This is a genomic window from Streptomyces sp. AP-93 (assembly GCF_022808175.1).
In the GTDB taxonomy this organism is placed as follows: Bacteria; Actinomycetota; Actinomycetes; order Streptomycetales; family Streptomycetaceae; genus Streptomyces.
On sequence record NZ_JALGBX010000037.1, the window covers coordinates 16,359 to 36,536 of the forward strand.

The 20,178-nt window shown below is 65.5% G+C and carries 14 protein-coding genes; 8 read left to right on the forward strand and 6 right to left on the reverse strand.

Annotated elements, in window-relative coordinates:
• Nucleotides 1-5 precede the first annotated feature (5 nt).
• The 6 genes from MTF69_RS38925 to MTF69_RS38950 all read left to right on the forward strand — a co-directional run bounded on the left by MTF69_RS38925 (nt 6) and on the right by MTF69_RS38950 (nt 3,496).
• Nucleotides 6-368: an HNH endonuclease gene (locus MTF69_RS38925; protein ID WP_243341471.1), complete on the forward strand. Its 363-nt coding sequence runs from the start codon at nt 6-8 to the stop codon at nt 366-368.
• A 54-nt stretch (nt 369-422) separates the two neighbouring features.
• Nucleotides 423-1,124, forward strand: a complete 702-nt coding sequence (locus MTF69_RS38930; protein ID WP_243341428.1) for a hypothetical protein — start codon at nt 423-425, stop codon at nt 1,122-1,124.
• 16 nt (nt 1,125-1,140) lie between these two features.
• The gene (locus MTF69_RS38935; RefSeq protein ID WP_243341429.1) at nt 1,141-1,785 is read left to right on the forward strand and encodes a cell envelope biogenesis protein OmpA; all 645 of its coding nucleotides are present in this window, start codon (nt 1,141-1,143) and stop codon (nt 1,783-1,785) included.
• A gap of 190 nt (nt 1,786-1,975) precedes the next feature.
• Nucleotides 1,976-2,665, forward strand: coding sequence for a hypothetical protein (locus tag MTF69_RS38940; RefSeq protein WP_243341430.1), 690 nt, complete (start codon nt 1,976-1,978; stop codon nt 2,663-2,665).
• 13 nt (nt 2,666-2,678) lie between these two features.
• Nucleotides 2,679-2,981: a hypothetical protein gene (locus MTF69_RS38945; protein ID WP_243341431.1), complete on the forward strand. Its 303-nt coding sequence runs from the start codon at nt 2,679-2,681 to the stop codon at nt 2,979-2,981.
• A gap of 26 nt (nt 2,982-3,007) precedes the next feature.
• The gene (locus tag MTF69_RS38950) at nt 3,008-3,496 is read left to right on the forward strand and encodes a hypothetical protein (protein WP_243341432.1); all 489 of its coding nucleotides are present in this window, start codon (nt 3,008-3,010) and stop codon (nt 3,494-3,496) included.
• Between the two features lie 229 nt (nt 3,497-3,725).
• Here the strand turns inward: MTF69_RS38950 and MTF69_RS38955 are convergent, their stop codons facing one another.
• Nucleotides 3,726-4,106 carry an HU family DNA-binding protein gene (locus tag MTF69_RS38955; protein ID WP_243341433.1) on the reverse strand — a complete coding sequence of 127 codons (381 nt, stop codon included), beginning with the start codon at nt 4,104-4,106 and terminating at the stop codon, nt 3,726-3,728.
• 420 nt (nt 4,107-4,526) lie between these two features.
• Here MTF69_RS38955 and MTF69_RS38960 point away from each other — a divergent pair, with 420 nt between their 5' ends.
• Entirely contained in the window at nt 4,527-5,189 is a 663-nt protein-coding gene (locus MTF69_RS38960; RefSeq protein ID WP_243341434.1) for a lytic polysaccharide monooxygenase, read from the forward strand.
• 51 nt (nt 5,190-5,240) lie between these two features.
• The gene (locus MTF69_RS38965; protein ID WP_243341435.1) at nt 5,241-6,101 is read left to right on the forward strand and encodes an IS5 family transposase; all 861 of its coding nucleotides are present in this window, start codon (nt 5,241-5,243) and stop codon (nt 6,099-6,101) included.
• Between the two features lie 15 nt (nt 6,102-6,116).
• On the opposite strand, the gene MTF69_RS38970 is transcribed toward MTF69_RS38965, so the two are convergent.
• The 5 genes from MTF69_RS38970 to MTF69_RS38990 form a co-directional block, all read right to left on the reverse strand.
• A complete protein-coding gene (locus MTF69_RS38970; protein ID WP_243341436.1) occupies nt 6,117-6,482 on the reverse strand; it encodes a hypothetical protein in 366 nt (121 codons plus the stop codon).
• A 41-nt stretch (nt 6,483-6,523) separates the two neighbouring features.
• Entirely contained in the window at nt 6,524-8,170 is a 1,647-nt protein-coding gene (locus MTF69_RS38975; RefSeq protein ID WP_243341437.1) for a hypothetical protein, read from the reverse strand.
• Nucleotide 8,171: 1 nt separating this feature from the next.
• Nucleotides 8,172-13,721, reverse strand: a complete 5,550-nt coding sequence (locus tag MTF69_RS38980) for a hypothetical protein (RefSeq protein WP_243341438.1) — start codon at nt 13,719-13,721, stop codon at nt 8,172-8,174.
• Between the two features lie 166 nt (nt 13,722-13,887).
• On the reverse strand, nt 13,888-17,934 hold the full coding sequence (locus MTF69_RS38985) for a type IV secretory system conjugative DNA transfer family protein (RefSeq protein WP_243341439.1): 4,047 nt from the start codon (nt 17,932-17,934) through the stop codon (nt 13,888-13,890).
• Between the two features lie 136 nt (nt 17,935-18,070).
• The gene (locus MTF69_RS38990) at nt 18,071-20,125 is read right to left on the reverse strand and encodes a hypothetical protein (RefSeq protein WP_243341440.1); all 2,055 of its coding nucleotides are present in this window, start codon (nt 20,123-20,125) and stop codon (nt 18,071-18,073) included.
• Nucleotides 20,126-20,178: the final 53 nt, after the last annotated feature.

Below are 20,178 nucleotides of genomic sequence, written 5' to 3' on the forward strand. Positions count from 1 at the left end.
ACGCCATGCCGCCAGATCCGACTGTGCTGCTCGTCTGCCTGGCCGTCGCTGCGCTCGGCATCCTGTGCCTCGCCATCGGCGTTGGCCGTAAGCGGCGCTGGCGGGACCCCACCCGGCTTTTCACCTGGTCCCAGAAGCAGCAGCTCATCCGCCAGGCCAACGGCCAGTGCGAGCACAAGCCGCCTCTCTGGTTCCGGTGCCCGACAGCGGGGACCGAGGCCGATCACATATATCCCTGGAGCCGTGGCGGGCCGACTGAACTGTGGAACGGCCAGTTGCTCTGCCGTCGGCACAACCGGCGGAAATCCAACCGCGTGCCGAGTCCCCTCTACCGCTGGCGTCTCGCGCGCCGGCGCCAGAAGCACTGACCACCCCGACACGCCCGACCTGCTGAACCACCCGCACTGAAGGAGCAGATCACCATGGGCGCAAGCATGATCATCGCCACCATCGCCTTCCCCGCCGAACGTGCCGAGCCACCGAACTTCGACCGCGGCCGCCGGCTGCTTGAGCAGATCGAGGATCCCTCACTCTTCAACTTCGACGACCCCCAGATCGAGCTGGAGGAGCTGCTGACGGGCCTTAACGGCAAGTTCGAGCTCGTCGGCGAGGATGGTGCAGTACTCATCGAGTACGCCCGGCGCGCCGGTCTCGCCATCATCGGCAACCTCGAAGGCGCCCTCGACTCTCGAGAGACGACCTTCTTCACCATCGCCGACTACAGGATCTACATCTCAGGCGGACTCGCCAACGGTGACAGCCCCACGGATGCGACCAGCGCGATCTGGAACGCCTACAAGTTGCCCGAGAGCGTGCTGGTGGCCATGGGCTTCATCCCGGACTACGAGTTGCCGCTCTCGCGTGCGAACGGCAGCGGGAACCAGACGCCCCTCACCGACACCGACGTAGTCGACGCGATCGCGCTCGGCCTTGGCACCTCGCCGGACTGGCCCGGTGCGGACACCCTCGAATGGATCGCCGACACCATCGGAGCAAGGTACGCAACCACCCCGGAGGCCGCGATCCCCGCGAGTACCGCGAGGAGTTTGCCGAGGAACACGCCATCGATCCGCTCGTCGACAGCTTCCTCGCCAAGTACGCCAACGAAGGGACCGGCGAGGTGAACGAAGAGGAGAACGAGTGATCGCGCAGCCGCCGGTGCCGATACGGTGCGCGGGCCGTCCGACTCTGGGCAACCTGGTAGTCCCGTGGATTACGCTGCACGCTGGCGGCCGGTACCTGTTTGGAGCGCTCGACAAAGACCGGCGCGACCGGGCACTGACCGAACGGCGCTGCCAGGTCTGCGGGCAGAGCTTCGATGAACGGATCTGTCTCGCGGTGCGGCCTGCTGATGTACACGCCGGGTACACCGTCGAGCCTGGCATGCACCCGGAATGCCTCGCGTACAGCGTGCGCGCCTGTCCGATGTTGTCGGGAGACACCACACGCTACCGGGCCACGCCCGCGTCATCGGGCCTATCCGGGGTCGCCGAAGCAGACCATGGACCGCGTGCCGGACGTCCCGCAGAGGCATTCGACGCCTGGTGGATCACACCCCGCTCGTACTGCGTGAAGGCGGACCCGGAGCACCCCGGCCAACTGCTGGGCATCGATCTGGACGTGCCCGTGCTGCGTAAGCGGCCCATCCGCCCGGCAGCTGGCCCGGACCTGGACAGCCTGCTTGCGCTCGCCCGCCAGGCTCTGGGACTCGAAGACGCTGCGTCCAGTTGCCCACATCAGCCCGACGCCCCCCAGCCACGCAACACCGCGAAGGAGAGCGATTGATGGCCATGCTTCGTCAGTTCGCGATTTCTGAGGCACTGATCTGTCGGAACCCACGAGACGGCGCACGTAACGGCCAGCTTTGGCCGTCGAGTTCACGAATTCCAGGATGCTCCCCACGCATCGACCTGGCCCTGAGGCTCTACCGAGAGCACCGGGCCCAGCAGGTTGAGAGGCCTGAGGCGGTGCCGGCATGAGCTCCCGTCCGGTTCAGGACCCCGTGATCGGCACGGCGCTCGGCGATGAAGTCCACCCCGCCTTTGGCGTTGCGGTCGTGACGCGCAGGCACGGGACAGGCCGTTCGTTGTTCCAGTCCGACCTGCTCCACAACGAGACCGTCTCGCTCTCCGTTCACGAGGCCACACGCGGGCGTGACCTCAACCACGACTCGGTCCATCCGCGTCGGGTGCTCGTGGAGATCGAGATGAGCCTCAGCCAGTGGGGCTCACTCGTGTCCTCCATGGGCCTCGGCAGCGGCGTGCCGGTAACCATTCGGCGTACCGAGCACGAGCCCTTCGTGTCCGAGATCCCGCATCAGCCCCGTACCGCCGAGAACCTTCGGGAGGTCCGGGAGGTCACCGACCGGATGTACGCCCGCGTCAAGGAGGCCACGGCTGCGCTGCACGAGGCGATCCACGCGAAGAAGGGCGTGAGTGCCACCAAGGAAGCGCTCCGCGCGCTCGAGAACGCCGTCGCCCATGTGGGCAGCAACGCCCAGTTCGCCGTCGACTCGCTGGTGGAGGCCAGCGAGCAGGTGGTCGCCCAGGCCCGCGCCGACATCGAGGCCCACGTCCTGGAGGTCGTCCGCCTGACCGGTGCCGGACCATCCATCGAAGCCTCGTTATTCGATGCCCCGGCGCTGCCGGGAACAGCTACCAGCTGAGAGGAGCCCACCGATGCCTGAACTCATCGTGCCCAATGAGCTGTTCGACGCCGACCTCGTCGCCTCCGACGAGCACAGCCTGGCCGCTCGTTTCGACTGGGTCGTCCAGGACGGCCGGCTCATCCATGCCCCAGTCGTCGGCTGGACATGGACGTGCCCGGAGTGCGGAGAATTCGGGAGCTTGCCGAAAGACCCCGTCACCCTCGCCTCTCGGTCGCATGGAGCGCAGCAGGCAGCCGGCCTGTTCAACACCATCGTGCCGCTCCTGGTCGGCGTAGCACGCAAGTTCCCTGGCTCCCGCCCTGGGGCTAACTGAAACTGGCAAGGAGGGAGACGTCGATCATGAACCCAGGCACGACCACCGGGACGTCGCGCAGACCCCGGGCCGTCATCGTCGACATCGACGGAACGGTCGCCAAGCATGTGCTGTCCGACGGCACGCTGCTGCGGGGCCATCGCGAATACCGCCTGGTGGTCTGGGATCTACCCAACCCGCCGATCATCGATACGGTGAACGCGCTGCGCGACGCTGGCCACCAGATCATCTTCTGCTCTGGTCGGCCCGAGCGTGACGACCGGGGGTACAGCGTCCGAGCTGCGACCCGGGACTGGCTGGGCCAGCACCTGGGGGAGTGGGCTGACGATGCTCTGCTGCTGATGCGTGGGCAGGGAGACATGCGCCCGGACCACGCCGTCAAGCACGAGCTGTTCAACGCCCACATTCGTGACGCCTACGACATCCTCCTGGCCCTGGACGACCGTGACCGAGTTGTGGCCCTGTGGCGCTCGCTCGGCATCGCCTGCCTGCAGGTCGACGAGGGGAACTTCTGAAGTCGCGACCGGCCATCCATCGCCATCCATGAACGAGCCTGACCGCCAGTTCGAGCGACCTATACCTCGTAGAGGCCGGCGCGCTCATCGTCCCGGTCATCGTGCTCGTGCTGATCTTCGCCATCGCCGACGGCTGAGCCTCGCGGTTGGGCCCGTCCCGTCATTGAGAGAACCCCCGCGATGCCTGTGTGCATCACGGGGGTTCTCTTTTTTGCTGGCTTCTCGTTGTCTACGATGCGGCCCGTAGCTCACGATCCTCAGTGACGTTCTCGAACTCGTCGGCATCCTCGATCGCCCCGTAGGACTCCGGTGAGATGTCGTCCTCGTTCTCCCCCAGCCGGCGGTTGAAGCTGCTCGATGCGGAGAACTTCAGAACCACGTAGTCGTCGACGTCGCTCTTGCCGAAGCGCACCTTGTGACCCTTATGGTCCTGTCGGTAGAAGCGACCGAAGCTTGTCAGCACGACCGTCTCTCCGCAGCTGACCGCCCCGGTGAGTTCACCAAGCAACGACTCGTACACCTTGCTTACCACCCGGATCGGCAGCTCGCTGCGCGTCGCGACCCGCGAGATGAACTCGCGCTTGCTGACACGCGGATTCGTCGTCTCCATGCCTGGACCCTGTCCTATCGTCGGTCATGCCGCCGTATCGCTGAGAAACCAGTCTACCGAAGATAGTCATGAGTCTATAAGTCTGGACCGTCTTATTGAGTGCACTCGTGATGCTTATCTCGACTCATCTGACTAGGCCGTGTCTCGTGGATCAGTGGCGATGCCGCATGGGCATTTCAGGAGCCGGTGCGCCCCGCCGAGTGATAGTCCAACGGCTCGCCCCCTAGCTGGCCAACCCCATGCGCGCAGGCAATCCGGGCGGTCTTCACTTGTACGAGTGAAGACCATGCGCTGAGCGTGAACATGCCGCCAGTGTCGTTGGTAGGTGCAGTCAGATGTACGCACCGGATCTCGTCGGGATCTCCGCCGGATCCGCCTGAAGCGGTACTAAGCACGATCTATGCCCACGAAGGAGACACAGTGGAACCGGACGTAGACACCAGTGAAGGACTCAAGAGCTTCGGGTTTGACTTCCCGTCTGTCGTGCCCCCTACCAGCGGTCTTTCCGTCACCCCGAAGTCCCGTCAGATGATCTACCTCCCGGAGTTCCGGGCAGAGGTCAGTGCCGGCAAGTTCATCGAGGAGCAGGCCAGCGGCCAATCGGACCGCGACATCCCCAGTGACATGGTCAACGGACAGCCGCCGGTGGACGGGCGCATCGCCAGTGCTGGCAACCCCTTTGCCTCAAAGCTCGACGGCATCCAGGACGAGTCTGGCAACCCCTGGAAGGCCATGGCCGTCCAGAGTGGTCAGGCGATCCCGTTCTCGCTGACGTTCGACAGGCAGGTGAAGATCCGGCGTGTACGAGTCTTCATCACCAAGGCGGACTGGGACTCCGGCCAGTCCCTGAGCCGTCGTAGCTTCGATCTGTTCAACCCGCTCTACTCGCGCACCTGCTCCGCCGCCCCGTACTGGGAGGCCAACGGTGAAGTACCGGAGGGTCTGATCGCCCCGAGTCCGTTCGAGTTCAGCCTCAACCTGCCTGTCCGAAGCGTGGGGCGCCACACCCTGTTGCTGGAGATCGATTACCCCGACAACGGCGATGCCCTCTACCAGGTCTTTGACCTCCAATACACGACCTGACCTCACGACACATTGCCGGGCCTGCGGGACACGCGCCGTCGTTGTCCAGGCATGGAACGGCACAGTGGGCTGAGGGATGCGGCGTGGGAGCAGATCAAGGACCTGCTTCCACGCGGTCGCACGCGGGGCGGCCGATGGGTCGATCACCGGATGATGATCGACGCCGTTGCCTGGAAGTACCGCACAGGTGCCCCGTGGCGGGACCTGCCCGCGCGATTCGGCCCCTGGCAGACCGTCTACAACAGGTTCCGCCGCTGGGCACGCGACGGCACCTGGAACTCCCTCCTGAGAGAACTCCAGGCGCAGGCTGACTCGGCCGGTGAGATCGACTGGCTGGTCAGCGTCGACTCCACCGTCGTGCGCGCCCACCAGCACGCAGCGGGTGCACGTATTCATCCAGAGACGACCAACGAACCTGCTGACCACGGTTTGGGGCGATCGCGCGGCGGGCTGACTACAAAGATCCACCTGGCAGCCGACGGCCGCTGCCGCCCGCTGGCCATCCTCATCTCGGCCGGACATCGGCACGACTCCCTCTTCTTCGAGGCCGTCATCGCCCGCATCCGGGTGCCCCGCACCGGAGCCGGCCGGCCGCGGACGCGACCGAGGCAGGTCAGCGCCGACCGCGCCTACTCCTCTCGCGCTATCCGCCAATACCTGCGCAAGCGCGGGATCAAGGCACTCATCCCCGAACCGTCCGACCAGGCGGCCAATCGGAAGCGCCGGGGAAGGAACGGTGGCCGCCCACCTGCGTTTGACCGAGATGGCTACAAGATCCGCAACACCGTTGAGCGGTGTATTGGCCGGATGAAACAGTGGCGAGGGATCGCCATGCGCACCGACAAACTCGCGACACACTACGAAGCAGCCGTAGTGCTCGCGGCAACCATGCTCTGGACAATGCGGCGGTGATCCACGAGACATCGCCTAGACCTCTAGGTCTGCCTCGATCTCCTCTCGGTCGTCCTTGGGCTCGTAGTCGACCGACTCGATGATGTTTCGCGTGTTCGGATCGCGGCGCTGGTTCACGACCTTGTTGTGGGACTCTTCGAACCGCCGCTGCGCCGCCACGCGGTGGGCCGCGTCGAGCTTCGCGCCGATGTTGCGCTCCCCGAACTCCATCATCGAGCCCAGTGACGACTTCGCACCCTGCTTGATCGCATTGACGTTCGGCTTGTTCTGCGCCCGCTGCTGCTCCCATCGGCTCCGATCCTCCGGCGTGACGTAGCCGAACATCCGCGCGAAACGAGATCCGAACCTGACCTGCTGTCTCTCATTCCGTTCCTGGCTCATGACCCTTCCTCCCGCTCCTTGTTCGTGTTCTCGGATCGCCCTCAGGCGGGCTGGTAGTCCTCGGAATCGGCCTCAGCCTGCGGTCCGGCCTCCTGTGCGGCCGACGGACCCGTAGGACGCGACCGCGGCTTGCGCCGCTGCTCCTTGAAGAAGGCACCCGGGTCGTCGACCGCGGCCTGCAGCGTCTGCTGCCAGTTCTCTCCGAGGCTCCGCTTCAGCTCGGCCTCAAGATCCGGGTACTTCTCGTTCGCTGCCTCCATCGCGTCGACGTAAGCGTTGGAGTAGACCCGCTGCTGCTCCTCGGGGGGCAGGCCGTCGATATCCATGCTTGCGATCATCACCTCGGACTGGTCCAGGCGGTGCTGGAGCATGTCGGGCAGCCCGCTGGTGTCCAGGCCCTGCTTCTGCGCCGCGAAGCCGACCAGGTAGCCGAGCATGTTGCCCCCGTGGCCCTCTTGGTCGCCGCGGCCCAGCGCGTCGAGCAGCGAGGTCTTCATTGTCTCGGCGAGCTGGATCTGGTGGGCGTCCGCGTCCATCGGCCGGCGCAAAGTGAACATCCCGTCCTCGGGTAGACGCTGGCCCAGCTGGTCGTCGAACTCCCCGCTCCAAACCGTGCGGACACAGTCCGAGCCCGCGATCCGCTCCCCGTGTGCAGGTGCCTTGACGATCCGGCCGTGGGCCACGCCGTTGAACATCGTGCGCAGCTCGGGCTCGCATTCCATCCGTTCGCCGATGATCACTCGCGCGCGCTGGACGACCTCCTGGCGCTCCAGGCCGTCTTCACGCATCTGCTGGTGCAGCCGCTTACGCATCGCCCGGTAGCTATCGCGGATCAGGCCAGCGTCCGCGCCCGGCTCACGCATCTTCCAGAAGGCGTTCTCCATGAGCGCGACCTCGGTCATGGCTGCCGAGTCTGGAGTGAACATCTCCCGGTGGCCGCGCTCACGGTGCTGCATGGCGTCGAAGCGCTTGAGCCACTTCTTCGTCAGGTGGTCAAGCGGATCCGTGCCGCCGATGAGGCGCTCGCGCCGGGCATCGCTCGGCACGTCCTTGAAGATCCTCTGCCGGTGCACGATGCCACTCTCGGCAGAGGCGAACATGCTGCGGGTCCTGGTGTCGATGCGTTCCTGGATCTTGTCCTGGAGAGGCTGGAGGTAGCTGTCCATCTCCTGCTTGAAATCCGGGGCGAGCATCCGCATCGTCATCACCATGCCAACCGCCTGGATGATCGAGTTGCCATTCACTCCGCGCGAGAGCGGCTTGAGACACGACTGCATCATCATCTGCATGTAGACGTGGTGCATGACGCCGAGATCCTGCGTCCGTTCCTCGTCGTTGAAGCCGGGCACCAGCAGCTTCGAGTCCCGCAGCGAGGCCATGTACTTCTCACCGGCAAGCCGCGTCTCCGCCCGGAGCTTGAGCAGCTGCTCGCGCTGGTCCAGGCCCTCGCTCTCGTCATCGGCCCGGTCGACGTCGATCCGGTACACACGCTCACGGTCAGCCATCCGCTTCCGGGTCTTCTCACCGAAGAACCCGCGGGCACGGTCCCGGAGCCGCTCACGCCAGGCGCGCCCACCGTCTGCGTCCTCCGGTCCCGGGTCGTCGATCACCTCGTCGTCAACCGGAAGCACCTTGGTCGCGCGCCGACGGCCCGCGGGGCCCGTTCCCAGTTCCTTGTGCTGTGCCATCTCAATACCCCATCCCGTAGTCGTCGTCGTTGCCCTGCGGCTGATCGATCTCGATGCTCGGCGTGTAAACCGGACGCGACTTGCCTACGCGCACGGCATGCGCAGAGCGGCGATGCGAGCCGCGGGTACGCGAGGTCTCCGCGTCCTGAGAGATCACGTCGCGCTTGACAACCGAGTCGTCGACAGCGATCACGGCGTTGTCCAGGCTGTGCGTCTCGGCGGCTCCCAGCTGATCGAGCTGCCGGGACATTTCCGCCCGAGCCTTCCGAGTCCCCGAGGACGCAAACTGCTCGTTCTTCTCGCCGTCGTAGACGCTCTCGCGGTTCTTGGCTGCCTCGACCAGATCGGCGAACGCGCCACCATAGGCCATCCGGTCCATCACGGTGCCCCGCAGCGACGCATCTTCTTCCAAGTTGCGGATGAGACCGGTCTTCGGGTCCTCCAGCGCACGTGCCACGCGGGCCACATAGTCCGGGTTGACCGTGACTCCGAAGCCCTCCTTGGACTCGTAGAACTCAATGAACTGCTTCTCCCACTCCTCAGTCGTGGCCTGGACAGGCTCACCGTCGAGGAATGCCGTGCGCCACTGGCCCGGGCCGACGTGCTCGATGCTGCGGCCCCTCCAGAGATCGCGGCCGGGGCCCTGGAGCATCGCGTACTTGTGCCGGGCCTCAGCGGCGTCGTGCTTGGCCTGCAGGATCGATTGGGTCACCGGGTAGGTGACCTCCAGGACGGCCTTGAGGTCCTCGCCGCGCAGCGCGCGCACGGCGCGCTGGCTGAACGAGCCTCCCAGGCCGGTGCCGTGGGCCTTGATCGCCGTGGCGAACATTGAGGCTTCCTGGTCGGCCTGCGTGATGCCGGGCGTGCCCTGCGCATCGCCCAGGTTCCGGGCGTAGTCGGTGAGCTTCTTCTCGCTCCCCTTGGCACCGGTCTCGACACAGACCTCGCGCACGCTCTGCAAGTGCGCCTCGCGATGCGAGAACATCAGCGCCGCACCGAACTCGCCACGTTGCGCCTGGCGGTACAGCCCGCTCAGCTCCTCCGTCACGACCTGCTGGGCGACCTCAATGTCCCCCGGCGACTGTGCGCCGGTGAGCACCTGCAGCCGGAGCCGGTTCGCCTCGCTCCGCGAACTCTCCAACTCCTCGTTCAGCCCAGCATCCTTGAAGAGCGCGACCTGGGTGTCCAGCGACACCTGCATGGCCAGCGGGTGTGAACCATCGCCCTTGACCACTCCGGTGTCCAACAGGTTGGCCGGCACCGAGAGCTTCGCCAGGGCCTCAGCTTTGGCAGCATCGCTGTGCAGCTTCACCACGGCGACGGCGTCGCCGTCGAAGTCGCCGTCGAAGCAGGCGTCCATCACCGGGTTGATCGCGGCACCGGTGAGCCGGTCGTCGATCGCGACCCGCATGTAGCGCACGCCGGCGTCACGGAGCACCGGGTCACGCCACACCAGCGCGTGATCGCCCTCGGCCAGCCCCAGCTGTTCGGCCTTGACCGAGCTGAGCGCAACCTGGTCGACGTCCAGCCGGGGGTCTGAGGTCCACACCATCGTCGCCGAGTCGGTGAGCCGCGAGGCCATCAGCCCGGTTTTGAAGATGTTGTTCTTGCCTGTCAGCACCCGGTTCTGCACGTCGGTCGTGATCGCCTCGAAGGCGCGCTGAGCGCGCGAGACCGACTCGCTCATGCCGCGGCGCACCTCGGCGCGCTTCTCCGCGGGCAGACGCTGGCTGCCCAGCTGCTCGGCCATGTAGCGGTAGCGGCAGGCCTGGACGAAGACGTCCTGGTAGCTGCGGGTGTGGTCGTGCGTGACGGAGGATCCGTCCTCGAAATCCTGGCCACTGCGCAGATGCGAGGACATCACCGGCAGCTTCCACGAGCTCGCGCTCATCGTCTCGGTCTGCTCACCGGTCGGATACGTGAGCGGGAACGGGATCTCCATGTCGCCGCCGCGGTCGCCGATGAGATGGCCGAAGGATTTGCGCATCGCCGTGGTGTTGAGTCCCGGGAACTGGCCCTCCTTGCGCGGCTGAGTGCGCAGCAGCTCGGGCATCGGGATGAGCCGGCGCTCGGGGCGCTCGTCGACGCCCTCGGCCTGGCCGACCACCCGCAGTGTGCCGTCAGCCTCCACGTCCATGCCGGTCACCAGCAGATACTCGCGCAGGGTCGATTCGGCTCCGCTGTTGTGGCCGTAGAACTCGCGCATGATCGACGGGCAGTCCTGAGACTGCAGCGCCCAGGCCAGCTGCGAGGAGGCCTTACGGCCCTTGCCGGCACGCACCTGCTCGTCGTCGTAGATCTTCGTCTTCTCGTCGACGGCCATATGGGTGACCACGAAGCGCATCTCGCCCAGGGCACTCGGCCGCAGTTCTCCGTTGGGGGAGCGCAGGTCGGAGACATTCCCGCTCATCAGCTCGCGCGCCGAGCCCGCGTTGCGCCGGGAGATCAGGCTGAACGGGCTCATCACCACGTCCAGGCCCGGGTTGGCCCGGAACCAGTTGACTTCTTCGACGACATCCTGCTCCTGCGCGTCCTGCAGTGGCGTGTCCCGGTCGACGATCAGCGAGATCACACCCTTGTTGCCGTGCAGATCCGAGATCTTGTCGCCCACGACGAGATCTCGCTCCTGGCCGCCAGCCCCGCGGATGCGGTGGCGCTCGGCGAACTCCTTTGACACCACGATCGGGTCGTCAGCTGTCCAGCCGCCGAAGGTCATCAGCGCCGTCTTCGCCGGCGCGGTGACCTCAGAAGACTGCATGATCGTAGAGGCCGTCATCTGCTGGCGGTCGAACGGGTCGTATCGCAGCGTCTCGAGCTCGGGGAGAGCCATGAGCGGCGCACGCTGTCCGGCCACGCTCTCGTCACCCGGCACGATCCGGCCGTCGGCGTCGACTTGGGCCTGAGTGGTCAGGTATCGCACGATGCCCTGGTTGGTCGCGCCTCCGGTCATCACCGGGTCGAAGTAGCCGCTGGGCGCACCGACGTTATTCCTGTCTTTGCCGGTGAGCACCGTCATGTTCCGTCCGCCGGTGAGCCGCCAGGCGTCGAAGCGGTTGTCGTCAGCCGGGTCAGTTCGGTCGCGCTGGTCCCGGTACTCGGCGTAGATCGTCGAGCCGGTCTTGATCTCGTTGGAGTAGCGCACACGGCGCGCCTCGGTCTGCAAGATCGCGGCCGTCCACTTCTCCAGGTGTTCCTTGATCTCGCCGGTGGACTCGTCGAGCTGGTACGTGGTGGCGCGCTCGATGAAGTCGATCGGGTGCTTCGTGCCGTACAGCTGCGAGTAGACCGCGTTGAGCGAGGAGGGCTCGCCGGTCTCGCTGCGCCCGGCGATGAGGTCGCCGGCGATCTGGTACTGGATGCGCTCGTGCATGAGCTGTTCGTAGCCGCGCAGGCGCGTGCGTTCCTCGACCGAGGTCGGAGCCTCGCCCGGAGTCTGGGCCGTGATCGTGGCCTCGTAGCCCGGCACGATTAGGGCGTTCTGCCTGCTGGCGAAGGCGGTGGTGATCTCGCCGTACTCGCCGACATCGAAGACCTGGCCGATCTCACCCGAGATCGGAGCCCTCTTGCCGTCACGGCGCAGCTTTTCGCCGCTCCAGCGGATGACGCCCTGCTCGTCCACCAGGATCTCGGAGACCGTCGCCGCGTTGCGCTCGATGCTTTCACGCACGGTGACCCCGATGCGCCGCATGAGCGCAGATTCGTGATCGGCGATCGACAGGGAGCGCGCGGCGTTGAAGCGGACGAGCCGGTCCTTGAACCGGGTCGTCTGGAAGGTCGAGCCCATTATCTCGTCTGGGGAGATCCCGCAACGCCGAAGCGCTGAGGCGAGGTTGTCGAGGTTGGACCACTGCCCGGTGGGGCTGGTCATGTAGCGCGCCACCCGTTCCGGGTTGAAGCGCTGATCGACCCACTCGCCGTCGATGTCGTGGGGCCCCGCCTCCCAGGTCCCGATGAGTTCGAAGGGAACGTCCTCGGCGTGCTGTCGGACCTTCTCGATGGCAGTGCCGGCGTAGACGAGGTTGCCCATCTCTGGCGCCTCGTCGGCCTGCAGCTCGCCGATCTCCTCCAGCCGTTCCTGGTACATCTCTTCGGTCGCACCTGGGCGCAGCAGTTCGCTGTGCGCTCCGGTGAGCACGTCCCAGTACGAGCGCTGGATCGCAGCGACCTCAGAGTCAGCCGAGTAATCCGGCGGTTCGATCGCGTCCAACTGTCCGCTGGTTCGCTCCAGTTCCACCTGTGCACGACCGATGAGATCCTCGACGCCAAGGGCTGCCTGTAGGTTCTCCCGAGCGCTCTCGACGGCGGTCTTCGCATAGGCCTCGGCTGGCTCAGCGTCGATGAAGAAGAGCGGTAGTGAGCGGTTCTTCGCGTCTCGGCGCAGCATCACCTTCGAGCCGGGCCGGGGGCCGGACTCACCGGGGGCCACGTAGTCGCCGACCACGAACATCGACTCGCGGTCGACGTGGTAGCTGTCGGGCACATCCACCACTGTGCGGCCACGGTCGCGCTCCTGGTGCGTCGTGCCGGTCTCGCCGGCGGCGTGCCCCGGCAAATCCATGCGCTCGACGCGATGGCCCTGGGCGAAGCGCAGTAGCTGGACAGCTTCCGCCGACGAGGGGGAGTAGACGGCCATGCCGCCGGGGACCCGGTAGTTCGTCGAGTAGCGCAGCACGGTGCCGTTGTCGTAGATCCGAGCTCCGGCGTACTCCTCCTGACGTGTGTCGGTGAGGCGGATCTCCATGCCGGTCCCGGCGATCTTCGCCTTGATCTGGCCTGGCTCGCGGTCGCGCATCACCTCGTAGGACACGCCCTGGGCCTTCAGCTCCTCGAGCAGTGCTGCCGAGCGCGCCACGGCGCGCTGGGACATGAAGCGGTTGCGGTCGACGCGGTTCGTCTGCGGGTCCCGGCCGCCGTCGATGACCCACTCGCGCACCTGGTCGTACTCCTGCTGGCTCATCTTGTCCATCAGCGCGGTGAGACCAGCGGCGTCGTCGTTCGTCATCGCGCGGCCTGCCTCGAACGGCTTGCCATCGTCGTCGGTACGCCAGAGGACCATGTTTCCGCGCCGCGGATCGGCCAGGGTCTCCACCTCGCCGCCGGCCACGCGTCCGATCGTCTCGTCCGGCAGGTACACCAGCGCAGTCCCGGCGCGCTTCACGGTCGCGCGTTCGGACCAGTCGGGGTCGTAGGGGCTGATCGGCAGCCGAGCCGACTTCGGGTCGACCTGGGCGCCGACGCCGGTGACGCGGGTGAACTCCCGCTGCGACTGCTGGTAGCGCTCGTTCTGCGGGGAATGGTCACCGAACTGCGGCTCGTAGTCGGACACCTTCTCCGCGAACGCCTGGTCGATGGCGGAGAGGCAGTCCGTGACGCCCAGCCGCGGGTCGGCCAGTGCGGTGCCCCGCTGGCCGAGGATCTCGTCGACCCGGGCGCGGATCGCCTTGGCCTGGGAGATCGGAATGACCTGTCCGGTCTGCTCCCGGGCCTGCGCGACTGCCTTGTAGTAGACGTACTCGTAGAAGTACCTGCGCAGTCCGTGTGCCTTCTTCATAGTCAATCAGCCTCCTGTGGATGCTCCGGGTTGCATAGAGCCTACCTCGCCTATTTAAAGGGGGTGGGAGACTATTGGAAAAGCCAGTGCCGAGGCTGTCTCTCTTAGTCGAGAGATGGCCTCGGCACTGGTCGTGATCTTTGTCCGGCCCCCAAGTGCGCGCCGGCTACTTTGAGTTCATCTCGATGGCCATGGCCCGGTCAAACCGGCCGTCGGCCAGCACCTCCCAGCTCGGCAGCGAAGCCAGGTACTGGTAGAAGGCCGAGTGGACCTTCACCGTCGCCAGCGACTTCAGATCCTCCTCGGTGACGTCCTCCTCGGCGAACACCCGCGAGACCCCGTCGTTCACATGGCCGTTGATCCGGCGGGCCGCATTGGCGTACGCGTCCGAACGAATCTGGCTGATGTACGTCTGGGACCCATCGGCGCTGCGCAGCTCGCCGTCGCCGCCGACCGAGAAGTGTTCGCGATCCTGTTCCAACTCGGTCTGTGCCGACTTGTAGGCCTCACCGATCTCGATGTCCAGGCTCTTGACCTTCGCCGAGCCGTCGGGGTTGACCAGCATCTCCTTGCTGATCGTCCCTTCGGCGTAGAGCAGGCGCTGCCGCTCGACGCTGACCGCCTGACTCTCGGCGACCGCAACCCCGACCTCCACGTTCTCGATGAACTGGTCCTCGTCGAACATGCTCATCCCCTCGTACTCGTCGGGGTCGACGACCACCGGGGCATTGGGGTCTTGGCCCTCGTCGACCGTGGTCATCGTGGTGATGACCTCCATGACCTCGTCGGCGTAGACATCCGGGTCCAGGCGCTCGATGTCGACCTCCCGGTAACCGTAGATCTCCTTGTACTGCGCCTTTGCGTCCGCGGCCTTGACTGCCTGCCGCATGCGCTTCTCCAGCATCTTCACGAAGTCCGGCTGGTTCATACGCACGTCGAAGTCCATGGCACTGGACAGCGTCGGGATCGTCTGCAGCGAGTACGTGTGCCCCGGGTGCTTGATCGTGTTCCCCAGCAGCCGGAACGACATCGGCAGGATCGTCTGGTTGCGGTTCCAGATCGGCGCGTCGCCGGCCCGGAAGACGATCGAGTTGCGCGGCGCGAGGAATGCCATGTCGTTGTAGCTGATCAGCGGCTCTTCCTTGGTGTTCATCGTGTAGGAGACCCGGCCCTCGGTCTTGCCGCCGATGATCTTGTCGAGATCCTGGCTGATCTGCTTGCTGTCCCTGTATGACCGGTGCGTCTTGCCGCTCATCTTCTCCAGCGTTTCGATCATCGAGTCGTCCGTGGACTTCAGGAACACGATGTTCGAGGTGTTGCCCTGCACGATCTTGTCGACCGACTCACCATAGACGTCGCGCAGCTGCTGCAGGGTCTGCAGGATGAGCGTGAACTGCTGCTCCTGGCCCAGGCCGATGGAGAGCATCGTCTCGAAACCGTCGATGCCCTTGCCCTCCGACTGCAGGTTGCCGAGCTCGTCGAGCATGAACCGCGTGCGGTAGAGCGGCTTCTGGTTCGACTTCGTCATGTACGCCTGGTCGGCGCTCACGTCGAACAGCTGCTTGACCAGGATCAAGATCAGCTTTGCGTACTTCATCAGGTGAGGCGGAGTCACCAGGAACAGTGCCTTCGGGGACTCCGAGTAGCGCGACAGCGTCTGCGTGATCGCCCGTGCCTGGTATGAGACCTTCTCCGGGTTGCCGCCGCCGGAGAAGTCGAGCTGTGTGTCCGGGTAGAGCGTGTCCCCGGGCTGGAAGGAGAGGGTCTTCCCGTCCCGGGTGCCGCCCTCGCGCACCGGCTTGAGCTCACGTATCACGCCGTTCTTCACGATCTTCTTGCCCGTCACGGGCTCGACCACGTAGTGCCGGCCGTTGAGCGAGACCTGGTAGTTCTTCGTGAAGCTGAAGTAGAAGGTGCGCACCAACATCTTCGTCTGCGGGTTGACCAGCTCCAGTTTGAGCCAGGCCTCGTCGTCAGGGAACTTGCCCTTGAAGTTGTACCGCGCCCAGCCCTCGCGGCCGACGATCTCCTCGTGCGTGAAGTCCTCGCCGAGGCTCTTGGTGAACATCTGGTCCGCGTAGGCCGACCATACGGCCTGCTGACCGACGAGGTGGTCGCGCTTGACGTAGTTCGGCGCGAAGCGCACGCCGAGGCGGCGCGGGAAGCTCAGGCCGGCCAAATCGGTGTTCTGCGAGGGCTTGCCCGAGGTCAGCGTCGAGATCGTGGGGTCGGTGAAGAACGACATTGCGGTGATCGCGATGCCGTATACCGAGGCCAGCATCTTCTCCGCCCCGGCCATCGAGCGCAGCGCGTTGTGGGCGTTGCCCACCAACGTGCGCATGTTGTTGCGGGGCAGCTCCTCGCTCGCGTTGAAGTACAGGCTGAGCATGTCCTGATCGGCCTTGCCCTCCCACATGAAGGCCTGGGCCGCCGCTTTCTCTTGCTCCTCGGCCAGGGCGTCCTCGTTGTTCTCGAACTCGCCGGCCTTGACCCGCTTCTCCAGCTCGGCCTCAGGGTTCTTGATCTTCTTCGAGCTCATCTGTACGAAGAACTGGTAGCAGTTGTAGAGCGTGACCTTGCCCCAGAGGTCATCGAGCTTCTGCTCCACCAGCGCAGGGTCCATATTCAGCACGGCTGCAGCGCTGCGCAGCTCCCGCTCCTCCTCAAGATAGAAGTCGATGAGTCCGTAGGCCGCGCGCTTGAAGGCGTTGTTGGCGGCATTGGGCCAGACCGGGTCCTCGCCGCCGTCGAGCGGAAAGAAGATCCCGGCGATGTTCTCCACGTACAGCGCGCACTTGGTGAAGTTGCCCTCACGCGCCGCGTCGGCCGCCAGCCCCAGCGGGTTGTAGATGTCGGTCTTCATGGAGTTGATCAGATTGAACTGCACCGGCTCGAACCCGCGCGTGACCAGGGGCACGTAGTTCTTCACCAGCAACTCGCCCTTGGGGTCGTTGATGACCATGTTCGAAGGCTTCCTCTCCCGCGACCACATGTCGATGACCGGCTCGATGTAGGTCTGGCCCTTACCGGCCCGGGTGATGGCCAGCACCATGGTGTTCACCGGCGCCGTATCGACCACGTACGCCCCGGCCGGGCGCTGGACCTCGTACGCCGGGAACGTCCAGTCTTCCTTGATCAGGTCAGCGACGGTCTTGTGCTTGTCCGACCCGAAACCAAGCTTGTCCCGGTTCTTGCCGTCAGGGTTGTACGGGATCAGCGTGGTGTCGTACTTCTGACGCAGCCCCTTGTCCATAGGGAGCCCCGATGCCTCGAACAGCTCGTCGCCGAAGTCTTCGTCGATGATCGGCAGGGTCCGCGTCAGCGGATTGCCCTCGTCGTCATCTATGACCTCGTCGGCGTAGTAGACGAGGTTCCCCTTCTCATCGATGACGTCCTTCTTGGCGCGCTGGACGACCTTGACGGTGCCCAGGCCCTTATTCCTGAGCATCATGTGGCTGAGCATCGAGCTGACCTGCACGCTCGAGTGAGCACCGGCGTCCGGGAACCAGTCGTAGTTCTGCTGGATCTCTTCCGGCAAGGCGATGTGCTGGTCGTTCTGGTACTGATTGATGTCGCTCGTGGCGTTCATCAGGTTCGCCGCGGCGACCTTCCGCGAGAACCACGTGCCGATGATGAGGGCGACCATCAGGCCCGAGCCGAGCGTGATGAAGAGCTTGAATCCTGAGACGTCGGCCAGCTGCTCGCCGACAGCCGTCGTGCTCTTCTTGGGCTCAGCCGGCTTCTCGGCGCTGGGCTTGCCGTCCTTCGCCGCGGTGTACCAACTGGGGAGAGGAACAGCCTCAGCGTTGGGGTAACACTTCGCCTTCACGTCCGGGTTGCCGTCATTGGTCAGGGGCCGGTAACACTTCACGACCGAGCCGCCCGCACCCGTCGTGATGTCCTGGACGTAGTACGCGCTCGGCATGCCGGTGTTGCTGCCGGGCACATCCGAACCCACGGACGCGCCCACCGAGAGCACCGCCGTGGCGATGAGCGAGTAGAAGACCCAGACGACGATCGTCACCAGCACGCCAGTAATCACCGCGACGGTCATGCCCGGTCTGGTCGACCTCAGGGTCAAGAACTCGCTACGGTCCAGCTGCTGGTTGTCGTAGACGTCTCGGTTCGTCAGCGTCTCGCCAGGCGACCGAGCTGAGATCTTGTCCCAGCTGCTCGCCTCCGGCCGTGCCGCCTTCCGCCTGTTCGTGGCCATCGTGATCCCTTACTCTCGAGCTTCGCCCGTTCTGCTTTCCTGCTGTCCAGCGCGCCCGCCTGCGCAGACGACGACGGCGCATGGGGAACGCGCCCCATGCGCCGTCAGATCACCCCGTCGGTCATGACCGGATCGCTCAACGGGTCAAGATCACCCCGACGATGAAGCCGGCCACGCCCATCAGGAGCGAGAGCGTGACGATCATGACGACAAGGATCTTGTTCGAGCGGCTCTGCATCTCGGAGGCCCGCGCCAGCTCGTTGGCGTAGGACTCCTTGTCGGCCTGCATCTCCGTCAGGCGCGCCGCGTACCGCTTGACCACTGAATCCTCGACCGCCGACAGCTGCTCGAGCAGGTCGGTGACCCGCGCCACCTGAGAGTTGGTCTTCTCCTTCTCCAGGTCGAGGTTGTGCTGCCACTCGGCGTCCCGAGCCGTCATCTGCGTGATGGCGTCCTTGCGGTTGCGTTCGAGCTCATCCTCCATCCGGCGGACCCGGTCTGCGTGCTCAGCGCGCACCGACTCCAGGAGGTCCTGCTGCTCCCGGCGTAGGACGCCTATCTCGTCCGTCGTCCGCAGGTGGCTGGCCAGCGCCTCAGACTGGGCGATGTCGGCCTTGCGGTTGTCGTCGACGATCCGCTGGATCTCGGACTTCCACTGGTTCAGGCGCTCTTCCTCGGCCGCCAGGTACTCCGACTGCCGCTCGGCCAGCACCTCGAAGATCCGCGTCTGCCCGGTCTGCATCTTCAGCGTCGCGTCCGACCGCCGGACCCGCAGGATCTCCTGCTGGTTGTACGCGTGGGTATCCTCGATGTCCCGCTCGATCTCGGCGACGGAGTCGATCTGCTCGCGCTCCATCCTCGAGCGGTTGCGCTCCTTGTACTGCAGCTCCGCCGAGAGCGCCGCCTGCTGGGCCACCTTGGAGGCCTGCGACTCATAGTCCTTGGCGATCTCCGCCCGGCGGGACCGGATCTTCTCGTCCTTCTCCGTCTGCCGCTGCTGGTGCTCGGTCTCGGCGGCGTCCTTCAGCAGCTTGTACCGGGAACCCTCGCGGTCAGTGGCCACATTGCGGATGACCTGCTCGGTGTGCGCCGACATGAGATTGACGTAGAGCGAACGCAGCTCATCCTCGTGCGCGGAACGGAGCTGCATCAAGTCCGCATTGGACTGCCGGTTGAGCTGGGCGACCTGGTCCCCGAGCCACTCCGTCGCGCCCACGGGCACAGCGATCTGCACGACCGGTGCGCCGATGGCGAAGGTCGCGTTGAACTCATCGAGCCGGACATCCAGGTCCAGCTCCTCGGAGAGGAACCGGCGGGCGATGACGTCGCGCACCTGGGCCTGATCGGCCAGCAGCACAGTGTCGCCGGCCTCCTGGTAGTCGCCCGCGATGCCGTAGCCGGCGTCCGTCTCGTCGAAACCCTCGTAGCCGGCCACCTCGTCGCCGTCGTAGTCCGTCCCCGACTCGACCGGCGCGGTGCCCGCGTCGTCCTCGTCGAACATGGGTGTGTCCGCCCCCTCGTCGTCGATGACGTCGCTGAAGAGCGGCTCGTCGTCCAGGCCCTCGTCAGCCCCCTCGTCACCGGGGATCTCGTCGAAGATCACATCCCCCTCGTCCTCCCCGAGGACCGCGGGGACAGTGCCAGTGGCCCCAGCCTCGGCGACCAGGCCGCTGTGCTCCGCCCACGCCTTCTCCCCCAGGGCCTCTTCGAGACTCGTGGTGCCTGCGGCGACAGAGCGCGCCTGCGCGAAGGTCGCATCGTTCACCAGATCGACGAGCAGATCGCCGCTGGGCTTCTGCCATACGACGGCCCAGGCGTAGGTGGCACCGGTGAGCAGCGAGTACTCCTCCATGCGCGCGAGAGTCTCGCCGGTGGGGATGATGCCGAAGACCTCCTCTTCGATCATCTCCGCCGTGGCCACCGTCCGGATCTGATCGGAGCCGAGGAGCTCGATGATCGAGCCCTTCGCCTCGTCCCGGCCGTGCCGCTTGCTCAAGCCGCCGATCTCGTCGGCTGCAAGCACGAGCATCACCCAGGCCGTACCGCTGGGAAAGACGAACGGAGTGTTCGACCGCAGCAGCTCGACCGCAGCCGGGATCGCCGTCTCTCTCACCACGGAGGCCAGAAGCTCGTCGGGCTTCTTCTTCCGTTCCTTCTTCCTGCGGACCGCTGCCGTTCCCAGAATACCCATTGATGCCGATCCCTTCGCTAAGAGAACATAGTTCGCCTGGTTTATGAGTATCC